At 56.6% G+C, this 23,524-nt stretch carries 20 protein-coding genes; 9 read left to right on the forward strand and 11 right to left on the reverse strand.

Annotated features, from left to right (window positions below; all coding sequences use genetic code 11):
* Nucleotides 1-59: 59 nt before the first annotated feature.
* On the reverse strand, nt 60-833 hold the full coding sequence (gene ybfF, locus IMQ56_RS03025) for an esterase (RefSeq protein ID WP_023296122.1): 774 nt from the start codon (nt 831-833) through the stop codon (nt 60-62).
* Between the two features lie 183 nt (nt 834-1,016).
* Between ybfF and seqA the strand changes: the two genes are divergently transcribed.
* On the forward strand, nt 1,017-1,562 hold the full coding sequence (seqA, locus tag IMQ56_RS03030; protein ID WP_003858650.1) for a replication initiation negative regulator SeqA: 546 nt from the start codon (nt 1,017-1,019) through the stop codon (nt 1,560-1,562).
* A 24-nt stretch (nt 1,563-1,586) separates the two neighbouring features.
* On the forward strand, nt 1,587-3,227 hold the full coding sequence (gene pgm, locus IMQ56_RS03035; protein ID WP_003858649.1) for a phosphoglucomutase (alpha-D-glucose-1,6-bisphosphate-dependent): 1,641 nt from the start codon (nt 1,587-1,589) through the stop codon (nt 3,225-3,227).
* Nucleotides 3,228-3,372: 145 nt separating this feature from the next.
* Here the strand turns inward: pgm and potE are convergent, their stop codons facing one another.
* The 9 genes from potE to kdpF all read right to left on the reverse strand — a co-directional run bounded on the left by potE (nt 3,373) and on the right by kdpF (nt 15,306).
* A complete protein-coding gene (gene potE, locus IMQ56_RS03040) occupies nt 3,373-4,686 on the reverse strand; it encodes a putrescine-ornithine antiporter (protein ID WP_003858648.1) in 1,314 nt (437 codons plus the stop codon).
* On the reverse strand, nt 4,683-6,881 hold the full coding sequence (gene speF, locus IMQ56_RS03045; protein WP_015571121.1) for an ornithine decarboxylase SpeF: 2,199 nt from the start codon (nt 6,879-6,881) through the stop codon (nt 4,683-4,685). Before speF ends, potE begins: the two co-directional genes overlap by 4 nt.
* A gap of 255 nt (nt 6,882-7,136) precedes the next feature.
* On the reverse strand, nt 7,137-7,241 hold the full coding sequence (gene speFL, locus IMQ56_RS03050) for a leader peptide SpeFL (RefSeq protein WP_003858645.1): 105 nt from the start codon (nt 7,239-7,241) through the stop codon (nt 7,137-7,139).
* A gap of 279 nt (nt 7,242-7,520) precedes the next feature.
* Nucleotides 7,521-8,198: a two-component system response regulator KdpE gene (gene kdpE / locus IMQ56_RS03055; protein WP_033486402.1), complete on the reverse strand. Its 678-nt coding sequence runs from the start codon at nt 8,196-8,198 to the stop codon at nt 7,521-7,523.
* Entirely contained in the window at nt 8,195-10,882 is a 2,688-nt protein-coding gene (kdpD, locus tag IMQ56_RS03060) for a two-component system sensor histidine kinase KdpD (protein WP_015571120.1), read from the reverse strand. The genes kdpE and kdpD overlap by 4 nt, the downstream gene beginning before the upstream one ends.
* The gene (gene kdpC / locus IMQ56_RS03065) at nt 10,883-11,458 is read right to left on the reverse strand and encodes a potassium-transporting ATPase subunit KdpC (protein ID WP_015571119.1); all 576 of its coding nucleotides are present in this window, start codon (nt 11,456-11,458) and stop codon (nt 10,883-10,885) included.
* A 12-nt stretch (nt 11,459-11,470) separates the two neighbouring features.
* Nucleotides 11,471-13,519, reverse strand: coding sequence for a potassium-transporting ATPase subunit KdpB (kdpB, locus tag IMQ56_RS03070; RefSeq protein WP_045907117.1), 2,049 nt, complete (start codon nt 13,517-13,519; stop codon nt 11,471-11,473).
* An 18-nt stretch (nt 13,520-13,537) separates the two neighbouring features.
* Nucleotides 13,538-15,217 carry a potassium-transporting ATPase subunit KdpA gene (kdpA, locus tag IMQ56_RS03075; RefSeq protein ID WP_032102596.1) on the reverse strand — a complete coding sequence of 560 codons (1,680 nt, stop codon included), beginning with the start codon at nt 15,215-15,217 and terminating at the stop codon, nt 13,538-13,540.
* Nucleotides 15,217-15,306: a K(+)-transporting ATPase subunit F gene (gene kdpF / locus IMQ56_RS03080; RefSeq protein ID WP_003858638.1), complete on the reverse strand. Its 90-nt coding sequence runs from the start codon at nt 15,304-15,306 to the stop codon at nt 15,217-15,219. The genes kdpA and kdpF overlap by 1 nt, the downstream gene beginning before the upstream one ends.
* Nucleotides 15,307-15,615: 309 nt before the next feature.
* Here kdpF and IMQ56_RS03085 point away from each other — a divergent pair, with 309 nt between their 5' ends.
* The 7 genes from IMQ56_RS03085 to nei all read left to right on the forward strand — a co-directional run bounded on the left by IMQ56_RS03085 (nt 15,616) and on the right by nei (nt 21,721).
* The gene (locus IMQ56_RS03085) at nt 15,616-15,822 is read left to right on the forward strand and encodes a YbfA family protein (protein WP_003858637.1); all 207 of its coding nucleotides are present in this window, start codon (nt 15,616-15,618) and stop codon (nt 15,820-15,822) included.
* A gap of 598 nt (nt 15,823-16,420) precedes the next feature.
* Nucleotides 16,421-17,833, forward strand: a complete 1,413-nt coding sequence (gene phrB, locus IMQ56_RS03090) for a deoxyribodipyrimidine photo-lyase (protein WP_023296128.1) — start codon at nt 16,421-16,423, stop codon at nt 17,831-17,833.
* A gap of 10 nt (nt 17,834-17,843) precedes the next feature.
* Nucleotides 17,844-18,587: a type 2 GTP cyclohydrolase I gene (locus tag IMQ56_RS03095; protein WP_196063731.1), complete on the forward strand. Its 744-nt coding sequence runs from the start codon at nt 17,844-17,846 to the stop codon at nt 18,585-18,587.
* Between the two features lie 14 nt (nt 18,588-18,601).
* The gene (gene pxpB / locus IMQ56_RS03100; protein ID WP_003858633.1) at nt 18,602-19,258 is read left to right on the forward strand and encodes a 5-oxoprolinase subunit PxpB; all 657 of its coding nucleotides are present in this window, start codon (nt 18,602-18,604) and stop codon (nt 19,256-19,258) included.
* A complete protein-coding gene (pxpC, locus tag IMQ56_RS03105; RefSeq protein ID WP_047637503.1) occupies nt 19,252-20,184 on the forward strand; it encodes a 5-oxoprolinase subunit PxpC in 933 nt (310 codons plus the stop codon). Before pxpB ends, pxpC begins: the two co-directional genes overlap by 7 nt.
* On the forward strand, nt 20,171-20,911 hold the full coding sequence (pxpA, locus tag IMQ56_RS03110) for a 5-oxoprolinase subunit PxpA (protein WP_196063730.1): 741 nt from the start codon (nt 20,171-20,173) through the stop codon (nt 20,909-20,911). The genes pxpC and pxpA overlap by 14 nt, the downstream gene beginning before the upstream one ends.
* Nucleotides 20,912-20,929: 18 nt before the next feature.
* Nucleotides 20,930-21,721 (forward strand): endonuclease VIII, encoded by a 792-nt coding sequence (gene nei, locus IMQ56_RS03115; protein ID WP_045340886.1) that lies wholly within the window; start codon nt 20,930-20,932, stop codon nt 21,719-21,721.
* Nucleotides 21,722-21,805: 84 nt separating this feature from the next.
* On the opposite strand, the gene IMQ56_RS03120 is transcribed toward nei, so the two are convergent.
* Nucleotides 21,806-23,089, reverse strand: a complete 1,284-nt coding sequence (locus IMQ56_RS03120; RefSeq protein ID WP_006809584.1) for a citrate synthase — start codon at nt 23,087-23,089, stop codon at nt 21,806-21,808.
* Between the last annotated feature and the right edge of the window lie 435 nt (nt 23,090-23,524).

Raw genomic sequence — 23,524 nt, forward strand, 5'->3', positions numbered from 1 at the left:
ACCCAAATCCACACGCCAACGACTGGAAGCCCGTCGTCTTCCGGTCGCTGGCTTTTTAATCAATTCGCTGTATCAGTAAGATAGCGGCGAATGGCGCGCAGGACGGCATCCGGTTTTTCCGCGTGTACCCAGTGCCCGGCACCCGCAATAACGTGAGCGCGAGCCTGCGGGAATTGCGCCAGCAGCGTGTCACGGTACGCATCAGTGACGTAAGGGGAGTTGCCGCCGCGAATAAAAAGGGTAGGGTGCGGCCAGGCGGGGACGGTTTCCCAGCCCACAATATGCGAATACTGATCCCACAATACCGGGACGTTAAAGCGCCATTGTCCGTCAACAAACGATTTCAGCAGGAACTGAACTACGCCTTCCTCATCAAGATGCTCACGCATAACGGCAGCCGCCTGCTGGCGGGTTGCGACACCCGCTTCGGTGACCGCATTGATGGCGGCAAAAATCTCATCGTGACGGCGAACGTCGTAATTGACGGGCGCAACGTCGATGACCACCAGCCCGGAAATTCGCTCAGGGGCCAGCGCAGTGAGCGCCATCACCGCTTTGCCGCCCATTGAATGCCCGATAAGCGTCGCTTTCTGGATATTATTCGCATCGAGGGTGTCCCGCAGATCCTGCGCCATGGCTGCGTAGGTCATCTCCTCCGAGCGCCCAGAAAGACCGTGATTGCGCATATCAACCTGGAGGATCGCGTGATCGGTCACTAAATCGCGCGCCAGCACACCCAGATTATCCAGACTACCAAACAGGCCGTGAACCAGTACGATGGGAGAATTATTGTTCGGCGATTGTGCAGTTTGCGCTCGGGTATTCAATTTCATGGCAAAGTTCTTTTTTTAGGTTTGTCAGGTTAGGGTATCATGTTGACCATTCTGCCGCCCGGGGGCAAGGATCCAGTTTAATCTGACTTTTGCCGCCAACCTGGTTTGACGCTATCCGCTGTTGGGATTTGACCTTATAATCTCAACGACTTGTATTCAGATAAGATATCGCACTGGATTAAGATGAAAACAATCGAAGTTGATGACGAACTCTATCAGTATATTGCCAGCCAGACGCGGCATATTGGGGAGAGCGCGTCCGACATTTTACGGCGCATGCTCAAAATTTCCGCCGCCTCACAGCCCACTCCTGTCACTAAAGATGTCGTGTCTCAGCCGAGCGTTGTTGCACAAGTAAAACCTGCCGTCATGCCGGCAAAAGACAAAGTGCGAGCGATGCGCGAGCTGCTGCTGTCCGATGAATATGCCGAGCAGAAAAAGGCGGTTAACCGCTTTATGCTGGTGCTGTCTACACTTTACTCACTGGATAACAACGCATTTGCAGAAGCGACAGAGTCGCTGCACGGTCGCACGCGCGTTTACTTCGCAGGCGACGAGCAGACCCTGCTGCAAAATGGCAACCAAACCAAACCCAAACACGTTCCTGGTACACCATACTGGGTGATCACCAACACCAATACGGGCCGTAAGTGCAGCATGATCGAACATATCATGCAGTCCATGCAGTTCCCGGCGGAATTGATCGAAAAGGTTTGCGGTACAATTTAACCCTTGCATCAGAAGGACCAGGCAATGGCAAATCACAGCCGTGCAGGACAACCTGCACAACAACGCGATTTGATTAACGTCGCTCAACTGACCGCGCAGTACTACGTGCTGAAGCCGGTGGTGGGCAACGCAGAACACGCAGTGAAGTTTGGTACATCTGGCCACCGCGGTAGTGCGGCGCGCCACAGCTTTAACGAACCGCACATTCTGGCCATTGCTCAGGCCATCGCGGAAGAGCGCGCCAAAAATGGCGTCACCGGTCCGTGCTATGTAGGGAAAGATACCCACGCCCTGTCTGAACCTGCTTTTATCTCCGTGCTGGAAGTGCTGGCGGCGAACGGCGTAGACGTGATTGTTCAGGAGAACAACGGTTTTACGCCAACGCCAGCGGTTTCTAACGCTATTCTGGTACACAACAAAAAAGGTGGCGCGCAGGCTGACGGCATTGTGATCACCCCGTCCCACAACCCACCGGAAGATGGCGGCATCAAGTACAACCCACCTAACGGTGGCCCGGCGGATACCAACGTCACGAAAGTGGTGGAAGATCGTGCCAACGCGTTACTGGCTAACGGTCTGAACGGTGTGAAACGCATCTCGCTGGATGAAGCCATGGCCTCCGGCCACGTGAAAGAGCAGGATCTGGTGCAGCCGTTCGTGGAAGGGCTGGCGGATATCGTCGATATGGCCGCTATCCAGAAAGCCGGTCTGAAGCTGGGCGTGGATCCACTGGGCGGCTCCGGTATTGAATACTGGAAACGCATTGCCGAGCACTACAAGCTGGATCTGACCATCGTGAACGATCACGTCGATCAGACCTTCCGCTTTATGCACCTGGACAAAGACGGCGCGATCCGTATGGACTGCTCCTCCGAATGCGCAATGGCTGGCCTGCTGGCGCTGCGCGACAAGTTCGATCTGGCGTTTGCCAACGACCCGGACTACGACCGCCACGGTATCGTCACCCCGGCAGGGCTGATGAACCCGAACCACTACCTGGCTGTTGCAATCAATTATCTCTTCCAGCACCGTCCGCAGTGGGGCAAAGAGGTCGCGGTGGGTAAAACGCTGGTCTCTTCCGCTATGATTGACCGTGTGGTCGACGCGCTGGGTCGCAAGCTGGTGGAAGTGCCGGTGGGCTTTAAGTGGTTTGTTGATGGTCTGCACGACGGCAGCTTCGGCTTTGGCGGTGAAGAGAGCGCGGGGGCATCCTTCCTGCGCTTCGACGGCACCCCATGGTCAACCGATAAAGACGGCATCATCATGTGCCTGCTGGCGGCGGAAATCACCGCGGTCACCGGTAAGAACCCGCAGGAACATTACAACGAGCTGGCGGAACGTTTTGGTGCGCCAAGCTATAACCGTATTCAGGCTGGCGCCACGTCTGCGCAAAAAGCAGCTCTGTCAAAACTCTCTCCGGAGATGGTCAGTGCCAGTACCCTGGCAGGTGACCCGATCACCGCGCGTCTGACGGCGGCGCCGGGTAACGGCGCATCCATCGGCGGCCTGAAAGTGATGACCGAAAACGGCTGGTTCGCCGCGCGTCCATCCGGTACGGAAGATGCGTACAAAATCTATTGCGAAAGTTTCCTCGGCGCTGAGCATCGTCAGCAGATTGAGAAAGAAGCGGTAGAGATTGTCAGCGAAGTGCTGAAAAACGCGTAAGTCGTGATCTGGTGCGGGCTGATGCCCTCACCCCGGCCCTCTCCCACTGGGAGAGGGAGAAAACATAAAAAACGGCAACCTCAGGGTTGCCGTTTTGCATTGACCTCGTAGGCCCGGTAAGCGCCAGTGCCACCGGGCTTCTTTTTTAACTATGTTTATTCTTCAGTTCAAACCGTGGTGAGACCAGACCGTACAGCGTCCAGCCCATGAATGTCACCATCGCCCCATACAGCATCGCCTCCTGACCGGACGAGTAGAGCGCATAGAAGCTGTAAATCGCCCCAATCAGCGCCACGATATTGGCCGCCCGGGCTTTGCGCGGATCCACCTTCGCCACCTTCTGAATAATCACCAGCGCCGCCATCGACAGAATGTACGGAATGATGTTCGTCACCACCGCCAGGTTGACCAGCACGTTAAACTGGCTGTTCAGTGACGGGCTGATGGTCATCAGCGACAATCCGCTCTGGAAGATGACAATCGCCAGCATGCCCTGCACCGGTGCATCCGCTTTGGTGACGCGGGAGAAGATTTTCGGGAAATAACCTTCGTCAGCGGAAGATTTGAATACCTGGGCGATGGTGAACTGCCAGCCCAGCAGCGAGCCGCAGCAGGACATCACCATCAGTCCCATGATCACTTTCCCTACCTCCGGCGTAAACATCTGCGCAAACGCCAGTCCGAACGGCGCCGTGGAGTTAGCCAGATCCATGTTGGGCACAATTCCCGCAATCACGTTGGTTGAGACGATATAGATCACCGCCGCCCCCAGCGTCCCGCCGAGTACCGCGATCGGCACATTTTTCTCCGGGTTTTCCACCACTTCCGCATTCGCACAGGCCGACTCCAGCCCGAGGAAGGCCCACAGCGTCATGGCGATGGACGATCCCACGGCGGTGAAGAACGGTACGTGATGCGGATTCCAGGAATTGGCGTACAGCGTCGGGCTGAACCAGAACCAGCCGATGATGCACAGGCCGACAACCGGGATGATGACGCCCCAGACGGTGATGCTGCTGAGCTGTCCGGTGATGCGCGCGCCGCCAAAGTTAGCGACGGTGCAGATCCAGAGCACGCCGATGGTCGCCAGCCCAATTTGCACCGGGGTCAGCGTCGCGCCAAACAGCTCTGTGCCGTAACCGACAGCGGAAATGGCAATCGCCACATTGGCGATCAGCAGCGACACGCCATAGGTATAGTTCGCCATAAAGTTACCGGACTTACCAAACGCATATTCGGCATAGCCGCCCATCCCGCCGGACTTGCGGCTGAACATGCCGCACTTGGCAAACGCCCACGCCAGCGCCATCGAACCCACGGCGGTAACAAGCCAGGAGATAATCGAAATCGTCCCCACTTCAGCGAGCTTGGTGGGGAGCATGATGATCCCCGAACCCATCATATTCACCATGGTGAGAATAGTGAGCTGCACCACGCCCATCTTGTTGGCCTTACTCATAATTTTTCTCCTTTCAGCAGCGATGGCTGAGCGGCAGGTTGTTTGATGACGTAGCAGCGCACCTGTTTGCGACCGTCACACTCCTCGACGTAAACCCCCTGTAACTCCGGCGCAAAACCCGGCAGCAGATTGATCCCGTCTTCCAGCGCGGCGAAATAGCGCAGCACGGAACCGCCCCAGACTTCTCCCGGCACCACGCACAACACCCCCGGTGGGTAAGGCAGCGCGCCTTCCGCGGCGATACGGCCTTCCGCGTCGCGCAGGGACACCAGCTCGACCTCACCGCGCAGATAGGCATAGTTCGCCTCCTGCGGGTTCATCATGACGCGTGGGAAGTGAGACTTGCGGAACATCTCTTTTTGCAGTTGCTTCACGTTATGGCGGGCGTAGAGGTCATGCATCTCCTGACAAATCTGACGCAGGGTATAATCCGCATAACGTTCCGGATGTTGCTTATAAAGAGAGGGCAGAACCTCTTTCAGCGGCACATCGCTCTGGAGCAGTTTTTCGAAGCGCACCAGCTGGGCGACGAGCTGCTGCAATTTGCCCATGTCCTCCGCCGGGGTGAGCAGGAACAGAATGGAATTGAGGTCGCATTTTTCCGGCACGATGCCGTTTTCACGCAGGAAGTTGGCGAGGATGGTCGCGGGCACGCCGAAATCATCGTACTCACCGGTGCGGGCGTTGATGCCCGGCGTAGTCAGCAGCAGTTTGCAGGGATCGATAAAATACTGATGCTCGGCATATCCCTCAAAGGCGTGCCAGCGTTCGCCCGGAACGAAATGGAAGAAGCGCAGATCGGTAGCAATCTCGGCCGTATCCCAGCTTTCCCATGGACGGCCATCCACCGTCTCCGGCACGAACGGACGAATAAACTGACAGTTCTGAAGGATCAGTTTCCGCGCTTCGATACCCGTCACCACGCAGTCCATCCACATGTTGCGCCCACTTTGCCCCTCGTGCATGCGGGCGTTGATATCCAGGGCGGCAAACAGCGGATAAAACGGGCTGGTGGAGGCGTGCATCATAAAGGCGTTGTTGAGGCGTTTATGCGGGACATAGCGCGGCTGGCCTTTTATGTGGCTGTCCTTCTTATGGATTTGCGAGGTTTGCGAGAAGCCCGCCTGCTGCTTATGCACCGACTGGGTCACCAGAATGCCCGGATCGTTTTCGTTCAGCTCCAGCAGCAGCGGCGAGCAGTCGGCCATCATCGGGATAAACTGCTCGTAACCCACCCAGGCGGAGTCAAACAGAATGTAATCGCACAGGTGACCAATCTTATCCACCACCTGACGGGCGTTATAAATGGTACCGTCGTAGGTGCCCAGCTGGATCACCGCCAGACGGAACGGACGTTCATCCCGCGCACGGCCAGGCGCGACCTCTGACACCAGCTCCCGCAGGTAGCTCTCGTCGAAACAGTGTGCGTCGATACCGCCGATAAACCCGTACGGGTTGCGCGCCGTTTCCAGATACACCGGCGTCGCGCCCGCCTGTAACAGCGCCCCGTGGTGATTAGATTTATGGTTATTGCGATCGAACAGCACCAGATCGCCTGGCGTGAGCAGGGCATTGAGCACCACCTTGTTGGAAGAGGAGGTGCCGTTCAGCACGAAGTAGGTTTTATCCGCATTAAAGACTTTTGCCGCATGCTGCTGGGCGATGCATGGCGCGCCTTCGTGGATCAGCAGATCGCCCATTGCCACGTCGGCATTGCACAGATCGGCGCGGAAAAGCGTTTCGCCAAAGAAATCGACAAACTGGTTTCCGGCCGGATGGCGGCGGAAGAACTGGCCTCCCTGATGTCCGGGGCAGTCAAACGCGCTGTTCCCCTGCTGGACGTAATCGACCAGCGCGCGGAAGAACGGCGGGCGGAGCTGGGTTTCGTACTTCTGCGCAGCCGCTTCAAGCTGGCGTCCGTAGTACGCATTGCTGGTGTCGGAGTACTCAAAAACGCCGTGAATACGCGACAGAAATTCAGCCGGAACCCTTTCTTCTTTATGCGTGGCAATAAACACCGGGATACCGAATCCCGTGGCTTCTATTTCTTCTATGGCGCCATTGAAAATATCGCTGACGGCCAGAACCACGGCTGCCACATCAATATAATCCGATGCGGTGATATCCACGATGTCGCGCGAAGTGGTAAAGCATTCAGGGCAGGCACGGCTGACGGCAATTTTTAACGTTTTCATCTTTATCTCTTTATTTCAGGCAATATTGGGCCCTCGACTTCTTGCGGTAAAGAAATCGATTATTTCCGGAAAAAAAAGCAAAGCGTGTCCGCTGATACGAAATCAGTTAATTGCTTTTTTGCTGAGTAGAATTCAGTCCGCCCGGTTGCGGAGAATCTGAATCACAAGGAGTGAGCGCAGGTGTTCACAGGCAACAGCCTGTAAAATAGCGTTTTTCAGGATAACCTGTAAGCAGATGCGCCAGAAGTCGAAGGACTACCGGGCGTTAAAGAGATGAAAGTCAAAACAGTTACGGTGGGCAAACATCATGATATGTGTTGTCCGCCTTATATGGGGCATTAAACGATTATTGTTTTCCATGTTCAGTTTCCTTTCAGTAATTGAAAGCATGGTCATTTTATCCAGGAAAAAGGGATTAACTGTGAAACAGATCACCAATAACCGATCATTTCAGAAATAATTAGTCGTTTTGAGTGAATAACGCAGATCAAAATGCTGTTTTGTTGGTTTGGTGTTAAATTGATGTTTTAATTGTGTTTAAAAAAGGGCGAATATAGCCATGAAAATAATCTCATCGTTATTTTCATGGCTATATTCAGGCTGGTATGTTTTTTATTTAAAATTAAATTGAATACTTATTCATATCATAAACCGATATCCGATACCGGTTTCTGTTAATAAATGACGAGGACGCGCGGGATCGGCTTCAAGTTTCTGGCGAAGGTGTCCCATATAAATGCGTAAATAGTGACTATGCTCGACAGCATTCGGTCCCCAGACCTGGCTTAACAGCTGTCGCTGCGTTAACACTTTTCCGTGGTTATTGAGCAGCACGGCCAGCAGACGAAATTCGATAGGCGTAAGGTGGATCTCTTCTTCCCCTCGCACGATGCGGCGGGCGGCAAGATCGACGCGGATATCGCTAAAGGCGTACACCGGATCGGAAGGGGACGTGGCACTGTGTCGACGCAGCGCCACACGAAGCCGGGCCTGTAACTCGCCAATGCCAAACGGTTTGATCAGATAATCATCCGCTCCGGCATCCAGCGCGGCGATTTTATCCGTCTCTTCGGTGCGGGCAGAGAGCACCAGAATGGGCATCTGGCTCCACTGACGCACCTCACGAATAAAATCGATGCCGTCGCCATCCGGAAGTCCCAGATCCAGGATCACCAGATCTGGCTTGCGGGTGGCGGCTTCAATTAACCCCCGTTGAAGCGTTCCGGCTTCATGCACGCGCAAACCGTCGCCTTCCAGCGCGGTACGCAGAAATCGGCTGATAGCGAGCTCATCTTCAACAATCAGAACGTTAATCACAAATCCTCTGGTAATTCATCAAGTTCTGGTGGGGTTTCAAGAGGAAGTGTAACACAAAAGCGTGCCCCACCTTCCGGGCGGTTCTCTGCGGAAATGGTGCCACCATGCACGTCGACAATCGCCTGGCAGATCGCCAGACCCAGCCCAACGCCCGGAATGGCGGATTCCTTATTACCGCGCGCAAATTTTTCGAATATGGCGCGCTCCTGACCGGCCGGAATACCCGGCCCGTTATCCCAGACGTCGAGCCGCAGCACACGTTTATCCACCCTGGCAGCAATCCCCAGCCGGGCCTTTGTCCCGGCGTATTTAGCCGCGTTTTCCAGCAGATTAATCAGCACGCGCTCAAACAGCGGGCCATCCACATGGATTAACGTCAGGGGTTCCGGCATGTCCAGCTCAATATGGCGCCCGCCGAGACCCGGCTCCAGCATCTTCAGCGCACTGCCGACAACCTCCTCAAGGGTGAGCCACTCTTTTTTGAGGTTAAACCCGCCGGACTGAATGCGCGCCATGTCCAGCAGGTTGTTCACCAGGCGCGTGGTATTCAGCACGTGCTGGCGAATTTCGCTGGCCTGCATCGCGTGCTTTGATCCTTCCGCCGCCAGATCCAGCGTCAGAATTTCGGACTGGCCAAACAGCACGGTAAGCGGGGTGCGCAAATCGTGAGACAGCGCTGCCAGCAGCGAATTGCGAATACTTTCGCGCTCGCTTGCCAGCCGCGCCTGCTCTTCGCTGGCGGTGAGCGCCAGCCGTTCAAGGGCGCTGGCGACCAGCAGGGTGAAGGTTTCCAGCAGGCGCTGCTGCTCTGGGATCATCAGCTGACGCAGGTTAGACGGCTCGACGATGACCAGCCCGTGATTTTTATCCGCGCTGCGCAGCGGCAGGATCTGGTAAGGCACGCCGGGCAGCGTGTCGGTGCCGGCGCCGGCAGGTAACCCCTTATCGAAACTCCAGCGGGCAATCGCTTCATCCCAGGGCGTCATCCCCGAAGGGGAGGTCAGCGGGCGAAGGCGCCCCTGTTCGTCGGGGAGCAAAATCAGGTTACTGGCATGAAAGGTCGAACGAATAAACTGCTCGCTGGTCTGCACGATATCCCGCTGCGTGCGGCCAACCGCCAGCGATTTTGACATTTCATACAGATGGCGCGTGCGCTGCTCGCGATAGCGGGCAATGCGTGCCTGGTAGCGTACGCCTGCCGTCAGATTCCCGATCACCAGCCCGACGGTAAGCATCACGGCAAAGGTCAGAATGTACTGCACGTCCGAGACAGCAAGCGTCCCGCGCGGAGCGATAAAAAAAAGGTCGAAGCTGATGACGTTGATCACCGTTGCCAGCACCGACGGCCAGCGGCCATAAAAGAGCGCGACCACAACGACGCCGAGCAGATAAATCATGACCAGATTGGCGGCGTCGAAGGCGATGAGCCACTGGCTGGCAATCACCGTAATCAGGGCGCAAAGGACCACGGCCACCAGGCAACCCCGGATCTGAATGCGCCATTTATCGCCAAAGGTGCGAGCATCCGGCGTACGGTTGGGCAGAGGGGCGGGCTTGTCATCCAGCGCGACGATGACTAAATCAAGATCCGGCGCGCGGCGGGCCAGCCTGTCGGCAAAAGATTCGCGGCTAAACCAGCGGCGATGCTGTCGACGTCCAATGACAATCTTGCCCAGGTTGTGCTCGCGCGCGTAGCGCAGAATGGCTTTATCTTCCTGCGGTTCGGAAAGGGTGGCGGTTTCGGCACCCAGCTCCTGCGCCAGCCGCAGCGCGCTCAAAATGGCGCGACGCTGATTTTCTGGCAGACCATGCAGCTGCGGCGTTTCGACGTAGACCGCGTGCCAGACGCTGCCAAATTTCGCTGCCAGCCGGGCGGCGGTGCGAACCAGTTTTTCGTTGCCGCTGCCGTGACCAATGCATAACAGAATGGCGTCCCGCGTGTGCCAGACGCGCTCTTGTCCCTGTAGGTCTCGCCAGGCGCGCATCTGGTCATCAACGCGATCGGCGGTGCGGCGCAGGGCCAGCTCGCGCAGGGCAATCAGGTTTCCTTTGCGGAAAAAATGTTCGATGGCGCGTTCGGCCTGGCCGGCAATATACACTTTGCCTTCGTGCAGGCGCTGGCGTAGATCGTCCGGCGGCAGGTCAACCAGTACGACTTCATCGGCAGAATCAAAAAACGGATCGGGGACGGTTTCCCGCACCTGGATACCGGTTACGCCGCTCACTACGTCGTTCAGGCTTTCCAGATGCTGAACATTCACCGTGGTGAAGACGTCAATGCCTGCCTCAAGCAGCTCCTCAACATCCTGCCAGCGCTTCGGATGGCGGGAGCCTGGCGCATTGCTGTGCGCCAGTTCGTCCATCAGGATCAGGGCAGGGCGGCGGGCGAGGGCGGCATCAAGATCAAACTCCGTGACCAGCCGCCCGCGATGGCTGATACGCTGGGGCGGCTGCGTCGCCAGCCCCGTCAGCAGCGCAGCCGTCTCTTTGCGACCGTGGGTTTCCACCACGCCGATGAGAATATCAAGCCCCTGCGCCCGAAGCCGCTGGGCTTCCGTCAGCATGGCGAAGGTTTTCCCGACGCCCGCGCAGGCGCCGAAGAAAATTTTCAGCTTGCCGCGGTGGGCTTCAGCCGTCTGTTCAAGCAGCCTGTCCGGATCCGGGCGCATGGGCTCGTCGGTCATTTAGTTTTTCCTTAGCGCGTCCAGCGCCAGATTCAGCTCAACAATATTCACTACCGGCATGCCGATAAAGCTGACCAGCGGCTTTTGCGTATGTTCTGCAACCAGCTGGCTCACCTGCTCGACGGTCAGCTGACGGGCGGCTGCCACGCGTGGGATCTGCCACACCACCGCATCCGGCGTCAGGCTGTAATCCAGCCCGCTCGCGGAAGCGGTGATCAGCTCAACCGGCACCTCACGGCTGGCCTGCGGATTCGCGGCGCGCAGGGCGGCAACGCGTTCAGCAACGGCTTTGTCCAGGTCAGGATTACTGCCAGCCAGATTGCTGCCGCCGGAGGCCATTGGATTATACGGGCTTTCCGCAGTGGCGGAAGGGCGTCCCTGGAAGTAGCGCGGGTCCGTAAAGTTCTGCCCAATCAGACGCGAGCCGCGGTTTTCACCGTTCTGGATAATCAGCGAGCCGTTGGCCTGATCTTTAAACCACCACTGGCCCAGCGCGGTAGTCATCAGCGGGTAAAGCCCGCCGGTAATCAGAGACAGCAGAATAAACAACAGTATAGCGGGACGTAACATCGTCATTGGATCCACCTTTTAAACCAGCCCGAACAGCGTTAACAGCATGTCGATAACCTTGATCCCAATAAAGGGCACCACCAGCCCACCCAGACCGTAAATCCACAGGTTACGGCGCAGCATGGCGGCGGCCGTCAGCGGCTTATAGCTCACCCCTTTCAGCGCCAGCGGAATAAGAAAGACAATAATCAGCGCGTTGAAGATCACCGCGCTCAAAATGGCCGAGGCCGGAGAGTGCAGGTGCATCACGTTCAGGGCATTCAACTGCGGGTAGGTTGCCGCAAAAGCCGCCGGAATGATGGCGAAATACTTCGCCACGTCGTTGGCGATACTGAACGTGGTCAGCGAGCCGCGCGTCATCAGCATCTGCTTCCCGATATGTACCACTTCGATCAGCTTGGTCGGGTTCGAGTCGAGATCCACCATGTTGCCCGCCTCTTTTGCCGCCTGGGTACCGGAGTTCATCGCCACCGCCACGTCGGCCTGCGCCAGCGCCGGGGCGTCGTTGGTGCCGTCGCCGGTCATCGCCACCAGACGGCCTTCCGCCTGATACTGGCGAATGAGTGCCAGCTTCGCTTCCGGCGTCGCTTCGGAAAGGAAATCATCCACGCCCGCTTCGGCGGCAATGGCCGCCGCAGTCAGACGGTTATCCCCGGTGATCATCACTGTTTTAATGCCCATCTTACGCATCTGGGCGAAACGCTCTTTAATACCGCCTTTAACGATATCCTTCAGGGCGATAACCCCCAGAACGCTTGCACCTTCCGCCACCACCAGCGGGGTTGCTCCCTGACGCGCCACGCTTTCCACCAGGTTGTCGACTTCCGGGGGGAAGTGTCCATTATTGGCTTCAATATGACGGCGAATGGCATCAACGGACCCTTTACGGATCATCCGGTCCTGAATGTTAATTCCGCTCATTCGGGTTTGCGCCGTAAAGGGCACGAACGTGGCGTGCAGGCTCTGAACGTCGCGCTGGCGCAGGTTAAAGTGCTGCTTGGCGAGGATCACGATACTGCGGCCTTCCGGCGTTTCATCGGCCAGCGAGGAAAGCTGAGCCGCGTCAGCCAGCGTTTTTTCATCCACGCCGGGAGCAGGTAGAAAGTCAGAGGCCTGACGATTGCCCAGGGTGATGGTCCCGGTTTTATCCAGCAGCAGCACGTCTACGTCACCCGCCGCTTCAACGGCGCGTCCGCTGGTGGCGATGACGTTCGCGCCCAGCATCCGGCTCATCCCCGCCACGCCAATCGCGGAAAGCAGGCCGCCGATAGTGGTGGGGATCAGACAGACGAGCAGGGCGATCAGTACGGTGATGCTAACCGCTGTACCGCCGTAGGCGGAGAAGGGCCACAGGGTCGCCGTTGCCAGCAGGAAGACAATGGTGAGCGCCACCAGCAGAATGGTCAGGGCGATCTCGTTCGGCGTTTTACGACGCTGTGCGCCTTCCACCATGGCGATCATCCGGTCGAGAAAGGTTTCGCCCGGGTTAACGCTGCACTGGATCACCAGCCAGTCGGAAAGAATGCGCGTTCCGCCGGTAACTGAGGCGAAATCTCCGCCCGACTCACGGATCACCGGTGCGGATTCCCCGGTAATGGCGCTTTCGTCTACCGACGCGCCGCCCTCAATCACCTCACCGTCGCAGGGGATGATGTCGCCAGCTTCCACCAGCACCACGTCACCTTTGCGCAGTTCATCCGCCGGAACGTGGTCCATCTGCGCGCCGTATTTAGGTTCGCGTAATTTGCGCGCAAAGGCGGTCTTTTTTACCCCTTTCAGGCTGTTGGCCTGTGCCTTACTGCGGCCTTCCGCTAACGCTTCGGCGAAGTTGGCGAACAGCACGGTAAACCACAGCCACAGGCTGATGGCGGCGGTAAAGGTTGCATTCCCTGAAAGGTGTCCCGTTCCCATGGCAATCGCCAGTGCGGTGGTGAGTAAACTTCCAGTCCAGACAATAAACATCACCGGGTTGTGCCACTGCACGCGCGGGCTCAGTTTTTTTACCGCATCCATGAGGGCCTGACGAACTAACGTCGGTTCGAGCAGGGCCAGTTGTTTACGACTCATGACAAATTCTCCGCAAAATCAGCGTAAAGAGAGATATTCCGCAACCGGGCCTAACGCGAGGGCGGGGATAAAGGTCAGGGCACCCACCAGCAAAACGGTGCCAATCAGCAGGCCGACGAACAGCGCGCCGTGAGTCGGTAACGTACCGGTGGTGGTCGGCTGGATCTTCTTATTCACCAGTGTTCCAGCGATCGCCATGACGGGAATAATCACGCCGAAACGTCCGATGAACATGCAGAACGCCAGCAAACAGTTCCAGAACGGCGAGTTGGCGCTTAATCCTGCAAAGGCGCTGCCGTTGTTGTTGGCGGCAGACGAAACGGCGTAAAGCACTTCGCTAAAGCCGTGAATGCCCGGGTTAAAGATGCCGTTGCGCCCGGCGTCGGTCATCAGCGCCAGCGCGGTACCGAGCAGCACAAGGGTGGGGGTGACCAGAATTGCCAGCGCGGTTAATTTCATTTCGCGGACGTCGATTTTTTTGCCGAGATACTCCGGCGTGCGACCGATCATTAGCCCGGCGATAAACACGGCGAGCAGAACGAACAACAGCATGCCGTACAGCCCCGAACCGACCCCACCGAAAACTACCTCGCCAATCTGCATCAGCCACATCGGGATCATGCCGCCGAGCGCGGTAAAAGAGTCGTGCATGGCGTTCACTGCCCCGCAGGAGGCCGCCGTGGTGACCACCGCATAGAGGCTGCTGGCAAGAATGCCGAAGCGGCTCTCTTTGCCTTCCAGGTTGATATTGCTGTTAGCCCCCAGCAGCATGAAGTGGCTGTTGCCGTTCCATTCGGCCCACATCACCAGTGCTACACAGACCACGAAGATCAACGACATCGCCCACAGCAGCGTACGTCCCTGGCGGCGATCGTTAACCACATCGCCAAAGGCGAAGCAGAGCGCGGCGGGGATCAGGAAGATCGCCAGCATCTGTACAAAATTGGTTAATGCCGTTGGGTTTTCAAACGGATGCGATGAGTTGGCGTTGAAGAAGCCGCCGCCGTTGGTGCCCAGCATCTTGATCGCTTCCTGCGACGCCACCGGCCCCATAGGAAGGAGTTCCCTGACCCCTTCAAGCGAGGTGTAAGGGGTATAAGGCAGCAGGTTTTGCAGAGTGCCTTGCTGAATAAAAAACAGGGCAATAATCAGCGCAACAGGCACCAGGATCCAAAGAGTGATGCGCGTGACATCAACCCAGGCGTTGCCGAGAGTGCTGACATTCTGACGGGCAAACGCGCGCGTCAGGGCGAAGATCACCGCGATACCGCTGGCCGCAGAAAGAAAGTTTTGCACGGTTAACCCGGCCATCTGGCTGAAGTAGCTGAGCGTGGTTTCACCGGCGTAAGACTGCCAGTTGGTGTTGGTGACAAAGCTGACCGCCGTGTTCAGCGCCAGATGCCAGGATAAACCCGGTAACTGCTGCGGGTTCAACGGCAGACTGCCCTGGAGCATCAGCAGCGTAAAGAGGGCAATAAGTCCCAGGATATTCAGAAGCAGTATCGCCATCAGGTACTGGCGCCAGTTCATTTCCCGGTCGCTGATACCTGAAATGCGCCAGAGCACGTTTTCAATATTTCGCGTGCCAGGCAATGGCACGTTGTTTATCAGCCGCGCCAGCGCTGTTCCCAGCGGCCTGGCGAGCACAAACAGTACCAGTAAAAAGCTGGCAATAAGCAAAAACGCCTGAGCAGCCATCAGAATGCCTCCGCATTAATCAGGGCATAAATCAGATAACCCAATAACAGGAACACCAGCACGATGCCGGCAATCAGACCTGCACTCACAATCCACCTCCGGGTGACTTTTGTTGTTGTACAAACGGTAGGATTTATGGCGCAAAGATTTCGCAAAAATCAGAAGGGCAGGTGTAAAAAAAGTATAAAAAGGGAAAGACCACAATTTAACTATTTGTAAGTAAATCGTTAACTTTTTTGTAACTTAATTACAGGCGGGAATGTAAATATTCACGAAATGAATGAAAATAAGTGGTCGGATGAGTAGTAAAATTACAAACAAAGCGGTATTATTTTAACCAGGTCACAGATTTCACATTTTCCGGAGACGGTTTCCGGCCAACTACAGGGGAGAAAATTATGGATCTTTATAAAGAGTTTCCGGCTCATATCATTTTCATGCGTCGCACTTTCGCCGTAGTGGCTGGCGTGCTGGCCCTGCCGGTGATGCTGTTCTGGAAAGATCGCGCACGTTTCTACAGTTACCTGCACCGCGTCTGGGCGAAAACCAGCGAGAAGCCGGTGTGGATGGATCAGGCCGAGAAAGCGACCTGCGATTTCTACTGATACGGTGTGACATCGTAGCCATAAAAAAACCGCCTACAGCAATGTGGCGGTTTTTTTGTCCCTCGGGATTCGCGGTCCGTTGGGTAATCTTGCAGCCCCTACCCGGGATTTTTATCATACCCTTCTTTAAAAAGTTCACAATCCACTTCACCTTTATAAATTCCTAATTTTACTGAAATAACTTACTTTTGGTGTTGGTGCTAATTATTATGCCACGTCCCTTTCCGCCATCTCGCAAATGGGCATCGGTCCTGGGAAAGGTGTATCCATAGCCGTAAAGCAGCCCACCTACCCGGGCTTGTGTCCACCGATTTATCACCGGTGGTGATAGGTGGAGCGGTTAGCAGCAGGGACCGCATAGTGAAACGCTATTTATGCATCGCGTTCATTGTCGCCAGCGCACTCGTTGTAAAGAGTGATAAACCGGATGTGTTTATTGCCTTTACCCTGATAGCGCAGGACAAGTAGCGTTAAGGCCGCCTTGGGCGGCCTTTTTTATTTCATCCCGTCTACACTTCATGGCAAAGTAGTTCAAAGCGTGCCTTTTTCCTTTTACGGCATGCTCTTACGGACATAATGGACAATTGCCAGGAGTTTTATGCCCACCCATCTGGTTTGGTTTCGCGCGGATTTACGCATTCACGACAACTTCGCTCTCGCGGCGGCCTGCCGCGCTAAAGACGCGAATGTGCTGGCACTGTTTATCGCCACGCCTGAACAGTGGCGGCAGCATGACATGGCGCCCCGGCAAGTGGCACTACTCAGCGCGTATCTGAATGACCTGCAACATTCACTGGCTGAAAAAGGCATTCCGCTGATCTATAAAGAGGCCCATGATTTCGCCGCGCAGCGCCAGACGGTGCAGGCAATCTGCCAGCAGCACGCAGTAACGCATCTTTATTACAACTATCAGTATGAATTCAACGAGCAACAGCGGGATCGTCAGCTGGAGAAAACCCTTGCGGGCGTGGTCTGTGAAGGCTTTGATGACAGCGTGATGCTCGCGCCGGGCAGCGTAATGACCGGTAACCACGAGATGTATAAAGTTTTCACGCCGTTTAAAAATGCCTTTATCAAACGCCTGAAAGAGGGACTACCTGAGTGCGTTACCGCCCCGACCGTGAGAGGGGAAACGATAACGGATCTGCCGGCGATCAGGCTGAATTATCCCCAGCAGTCGTTCGATGAAACACTATTCCCCGCCAGTGAGAAAGCAGCTATTGCCCGGTTGCGTCAGTTCTGCACGCAGGGGGCGGCGGAGTACGAGGCGCGACGGGATTTTCCAGCGACTGAAGGCACCAGCCGCTTGTCGGCCTGTTTAGCGCTGGGCGCGCTCTCTCCGCGCCAGTGTTTACATCGCCTGCTGGCGGAACAGCCTCAGGCCTTAGACGGGGGGGCGGGCGCAGTGTGGCTGAACGAACTGATCTGGCGTGAGTTTTATCGCCATCTGATGACGTATCATCCTGATTTGTGTAAACATCGGCCCTTTATTCGTTGGACCGAACAGGTACAGTGGCAGTCGAATGAGAAGCTGCTTAAAGCATGGCAGCGTGGGCTCACCGGCTTCCCGATTGTTGATGCGGCTATGCGGCAGCTCAATGAAACCGGGTGGATGCATAACCGTCTGCGTATGATTACCGCCAGCTTCCTGGTGAAGGATCTGCTTATCGACTGGCGAACCGGAGAACGTTATTTTATCTCTCAGCTGATCGATGGCGATCTGGCGGCGAATAACGGCGGCTGGCAGTGGGCGGCCTCCACCGGAACGGATGCGGCTCCCTATTTTCGGATCTTCAATCCGACCACGCAGGGACAACGATTTGACGCCGACGGCGAGTTTATACGTCGCTGGCTGCCGGAGCTTAAGGATGTCCCGGCCAAAGCCATTCATGAACCCTGGGTATGGGCGGATAAACAGCGTGTTACCCTGAACTATCCCCGTCCCATTGTCGACCATAAACAGGCGCGCGTCGCCACGCTGGCGGCGTACGAAGCCGCCCGAAAAGTTTGAGAGAATGATGATGAAAAACAGTGAACTGGAACGCCTGATTAACGAAAAACTCAATACGGCTTCGTTTAGCGACTACGGCCCGAATGGCTTGCAGGTGGAGGGGCGCGAGACGGTGCAAAAAATCATCACCGGCGTCACGGCAAGCCAGGCGCTGCTGGATGAGGCGGTGCGCCAGGAAGCCGATGCGGTGATAGTCCACCACGGTTATTTCTGGAAAAACGAATCACCGATTATTCGCGGCATGAAGCGCAACCGACTCAAAACGCTGCTGGCGAATGACATCAACCTGTACGGCTATCACCTGCCGCTCGATGCGCATCCTGAGCTGGGGAACAACGTTCAGCTTGCGCAGTTGCTGGGGATTACCGTGATGGGTGAAATTGAACCCCTGGTGCCGTGGGGCGAACTGTCGATGCCGGTTCCGGGTCTGGAGCTGGCTTCGTGGATCGAAGCGCGCCTGGGGCGTCGTCCGCTGTGGTGCGGCGACACCGGGCCGGATACCGTGAAGCGCGTGGCATGGTGCACCGGCGGCGGCCAGGGCTTTATTGACAGCGCGGCGCGTTTTGGTGTCGACGCCTTCATTACCGGCGAAGTCTCCGAGCAGACCATTCACTCAGCCCGTGAACAAGGCCTGCATTTTTACGCGGCGGGCCATCACGCCACCGAGCGTGGCGGCATCCGCGCCCTCAGCGAGTGGCTGACGGAAAATACCGGTCTGGATGTGACGTTTATTGATATCCCTAATCCGGCCTGATGAGAGGTAGTTAAGTGCAGCGAGCGCGTTGTTATCTTCTGGGTGAAACCGCGGTAGTTCTGGAGCTTGAGCCTCCGGTGACGCTTGCTACGCAAAAGCGTATCTGGCGTCTGGCTCAGCGACTGCCCGAGCTACCCGGCGTGGTTGAAGCTATTCCGGGTATGAATAATATCACCGTGGTGCTGCGTGATCCGCACACGGGGGCGCTGGATGCCATTGAGCGTCTGCAACGCTGGTGGGAGGAGAGCGAGGCGCTGGAGCCGGAATCGCGGACGATTGAGATCCCGGTTGTCTATGGCGGCAAGGGAGGTCCCGACCTTGGCGTGGTGGCCGAACACTGTGGATTAACGGAGAAGCAGGTTGTGGAGCTGCATAGCTCAGTCGACTATGTTGTCTGGTTTTTGGGATTTCAGCCGGGTTTCCCCTATCTGGGCGGGTTATCGCCCCAGCTGCATACTCCGCGCCGGGCTGAGCCGCGCCTGAGCGTACCGGCGGGCAGCGTGGCGATTGGTGGCGAGCAAACGGGAATTTATCCGCTCGCCTCACCGGGAGGCTGGCAGCTGATTGGGCACACGTCCACGCCGTTATTTGAACCAGGCCAGGATGCGCCCATACTCCTGCGTCCGGGGGATACCCTGCGCTTTATCCCGCAGAAGGAGGGGGTATGTTAACGCTTATTCGCGCAGGGCTTTACACCTCGGTACAGGATGCCGGGCGTTTTGGGCTGCGTCAGTCGGGCGTGAGCTACTGCGGTGCGCTCGATCGCCCTTCGCTGGAGATTGCCAACCTGCTGGTAGGTAACGCAGGCAGCACGGCGGCGTTAGAAATTACGCTGGGTCAGTGCGTTATTGAGTTTGGTCAGGAAACCTGGTTTGCCTTAACCGGCGCGGGCTGTGACGCGACGCTGGACGGCAAAGCGGTGTGGACCGGCTGGCGCCTGCGGGCGAAGGCCGGGCAGCGTCTGACGCTCAAGCGTCCTCTGCACGGCGTGCGCAGCTATCTTGCGGTGGCGGGGGGGATCGACGTGCCGGAGGTGTTGGGCTCATCCAGCACTGACCAGAAAGCGGGAATGGGCGGCCATGAAGGACGGCTGCTGCGTGACGGCGATCGTCTGCGGATAAAGACCTCAACGCGTCGTTTCACCACCACGCAGGGCGTGAAACAGCTGCTGTGGGGAAACGTGATCCGCGCCTTACCAGGACCGGAATACCATGAGTTTGATGAAGCCGCGAAAGAGTCTTTCTGGCGCTCGCCGTGGAAGATCAGCCCGCAGAGTAACCGCATGGGTTACCGGCTTCAGGGCCAGCCGCTGACCCGCACGACTGACCGGGAGCTGCTTTCCCATGGTCTGTTGCCCGGGGTGATTCAGGTGCCGGGCAACGGGCAGCCCATCGTACTGATGAACGATGCGCAAACCACAGGGGGATATCCGCGTATTGCCTGCATTATCGAAGCGGATCGCTACCATCTGGCGCAAATTCCTCTCGGTCAGCCCATTCATTTTGTGCAGTGTTCGCTGGAGGAGGCGCTGAAAGCCCGGCAGGATCAGCAGCGTTATCTCGAACAACTGGCGTGGAGGCTCGATGGTAAAGATTGATTTAAACGCCGATCTGGGGGAGGGCAGCAGCGCCGATGCGGCGCTGATGACGCTGGTCTCTTCGGTGAATATCGCCTGCGGGTTTCATGCCGGCGATGCGCAGACTATGCTGGTGAGCGTGCGCAATGCCATGAAAAACCGCGTGGCGATTGGCGCTCACCCCAGCTTTCCCGACCGGGAAAACTTTGGTCGCACGGCGATGGATCTGCCCCCTGAGACGGTTTACGCGCAAATGCTCTACCAGATCGGCGCGCTGGAGGCGATAGTGCGCGCTGAGAATGGCGTGTTGCGCCACGTCAAGCCGCACGGCATGCTCTATAACCAGGCGGCGAAAGATCCGGTGCTGGCGGATGCCATTGCCCGCGCGGTGCGGGACTGTAATCCGCAACTGATTCTGGTGGGCCTGGCGGGCAGCGAGCTTATTCGTGCCGGAGAACGGCTGGGGCTGACTACGCGGCAGGAAGTGTTTGCCGATCGGGGATACCTGCCGGACGGTAGCCTGGTTCCGCGTACGCAGGCCGGTGCGCTGATCACCGACGAAGGTAAAGCACTGGCGCAGACGCTGGAGATGGTGCGCTTCGGGCGAGTAACCTCAACGGAGGGGACAACGGCAAACGTTCAGGCTGATACGGTGTGCTTACACGGTGACGGCGAGCATGCGCTCCAGTTTGCGCGACGCCTGCGGGCGGCGTTCTCGGAAGAGGGCATTGTTGTCAGCGCAGAATAATCATGAAAGGACAATAACATGCCAGAAGGTCCGGAGATCCGCCGCGCGGCGGATAGCCTGGAGGCGGCGATAAAGGGCAAACCTTTGACACACGTCTGGTTTGCCTTTCCTCAACTCAAGCCGTTTGAATCGCAGCTGGTGGGGCAGACGGTGACCCACATTGAAACGCGCGGCAAGGCGTTACTCACCCACTTTTCCCATAACCTGACGTTATACAGCCATAATCAGCTTTACGGTGTCTGGCGGGTGGTGGAGGCGGACGAGCAGCCGCAAACGACCCGCGTGCTGCGCGTGCGGCTACAAACGGCGGATAAGGCGATCCTGCTTTACAGCGCCTCTGATATCGAAATGTTAACGCCGGAGCAGCTGCTGACGCATCCGTTCTTACAGCGGGTCGGGCCGGACGTGCTCGACATGCGTCTGACGGCAAGCGATGTGAAAGCCCGGTTGTTATCCGCCACATTCCGCAACCGGCAGTTTTCCGGGCTGTTGCTCGATCAGGCATTTCTGGCGGGGCTGGGAAACTACCTGCGGGTGGAGATCCTCTGGGAAGTGGGGCTGGCGCCGCAGCGCAAAGCGTCGCAGCTGAGCGATGAACAGCTGGAGGCGCTGTCGCACGCGTTACTGGATCTTCCACGGCTGTCGTACAACACGCGCGGCGTGGTGGATGAGAACAAGCATCACGGGGCGCTGTTCCGCTTCAAGGTGTTTCATCGGGCAGGTAAAAAGTGTGAGCGGTGCGGCGGGGTGATTGAGAAGGCGACGATCTCTTCCAGGCCGTTTTACTGGTGTCCTGGGTGCCAGATGTAAAAAAGCCGGGTGGTGGCTACGCCTTACCCGGCCTACATCTCGCACTTGTAGGCCCGGCAAGCGAAGCGCCGCCGGGCGTGTTTTTTAGCGCTTAATGTCAGACTTAAAATCACGCTGCTCGTAGCCGGTATACAGCTGACGAGGACGCGCGATTTTCATGCCTTCGCTGTGCATTTCGTTCCAGTGCGCAATCCAGCCCACGGTACGCGCCATGGCGAAGATTACGGTGAACATGGAAGACGGAATGCCCATCGCTTTCAGAATAATGCCAGAGTAGAAATCGACGTTCGGGTAGAGTTTCTTCTCGATGAAGTACGGGTCGTTCAGCGCGATGTGTTCCAGCTCCATCGCTACTTCCAGCAGATCATCTTTGGTGCCCAGCTCTTTCAGCACTTCGTGGCAGGTCTCACGCATGACGGTCGCGCGCGGGTCGTAGTTTTTGTAAACACGGTGACCGAAGCCCATCAGACGGAAGGAGTCATTCTTGTCTTTCGCGCGGCGCACGAACTCAGGAATGTGCTCAACGGAGCTGATCTCTTCCAGCATCTTCAGTGCCGCTTCGTTCGCGCCGCCGTGCGCCGGTCCCCACAGGGAGGCGATGCCCGCAGCGATACAGGCGAACGGGTTCGCGCCGGAAGAGCCCGCGGTACGGACGGTAGAGGTCGAGGCGTTTTGTTCGTGGTCAGCGTGCAGGATCAGAATACGGTCCATCGCGCGTTCCAGCACCGGGTTCACTTCGTACTCTTCGCACGGCGTGGAGAACATCATACGCAGGAAGTTACCCGCGTAGGAGAGGTCGTTGCGTGGGTACACAAACGGCTGACCGATAGAGTATTTGTAACACATCGCCGCCATGGTAGGCATTTTAGACAGCAGACGGAACGCCGCGATATCACGGTGACGTGGGTTATTCACGTCCAGAGAATCGTGGTAGAACGCCGCCAGCGCACCGGTAATACCGCACATGACCGCCATCGGATGAGAGTCACGACGGAACGCATGGAACAGACGGGTAATCTGCTCATGGATCATGGTGTGACGGGTCACGGTGGTTTTAAATTCATCGTACTGGGCCTGCGTCGGTTTTTCGCCGTTCAGCAGGATGTAGCACACTTCCAGATAGTTGGATTCGGTGGCTAACTGATCGATGGGGAAGCCGCGATGGAGCAGGATACCTTCGTCACCGTCAATGTAGGTGATTTTGGATTCGCAAGATGCGGTGGAGGTGAATCCAGGGTCAAAGGTGAATACCCCTTTGGAACCCAGCGTACGGATATCAATAACATCCTGACCGAGCGTGCCTTTTAGCACATCCAGTTCAATAGCATCATCACCATTTAGGGTGAGTTTTGCCTTTGTATCAGCCATTTACGGTCTCCTTAGCGCCTTATGCTTAAGACTGCGCTTTACCGGATTTGCTTTCAGCTGTTAATCATCGTTACCAGATTGTTATTTGGCTTACCGCTCAGCTCACGAGGAGAAACCAGGGTACAGAGCTATGGCGCCTTGCAGGTAAACGAATGAAATATCAGTGAAACAACAGCAAATCAGCGTTTTTGCAGTCCGAATTATTCAAACCTGTATATCACTAATAACTGTCCTGATAACTTCGGTCAATACCATCACACTGTTACATAACTATTTGTCAGGTGAAAGAGAGACCTCATAACTTTTGCGCATTATATGCCTTTTCTGATGACGTTTGTAACAATATTGTTTAACATTTGTCAAATCAGATGATTAAAAATTAAAAAGATGTTGTTATCGTGACCCCGATCACTGTTCCAGAGAAAACCCAACAAA

The sequence above is a fragment of the Enterobacter sp. Res13-Sevr-PEC09-46 genome (assembly GCF_015672585.1).
In the GTDB taxonomy this organism is placed as follows: domain Bacteria; phylum Pseudomonadota; class Gammaproteobacteria; order Enterobacterales; family Enterobacteriaceae; genus Enterobacter; species Enterobacter hormaechei_C.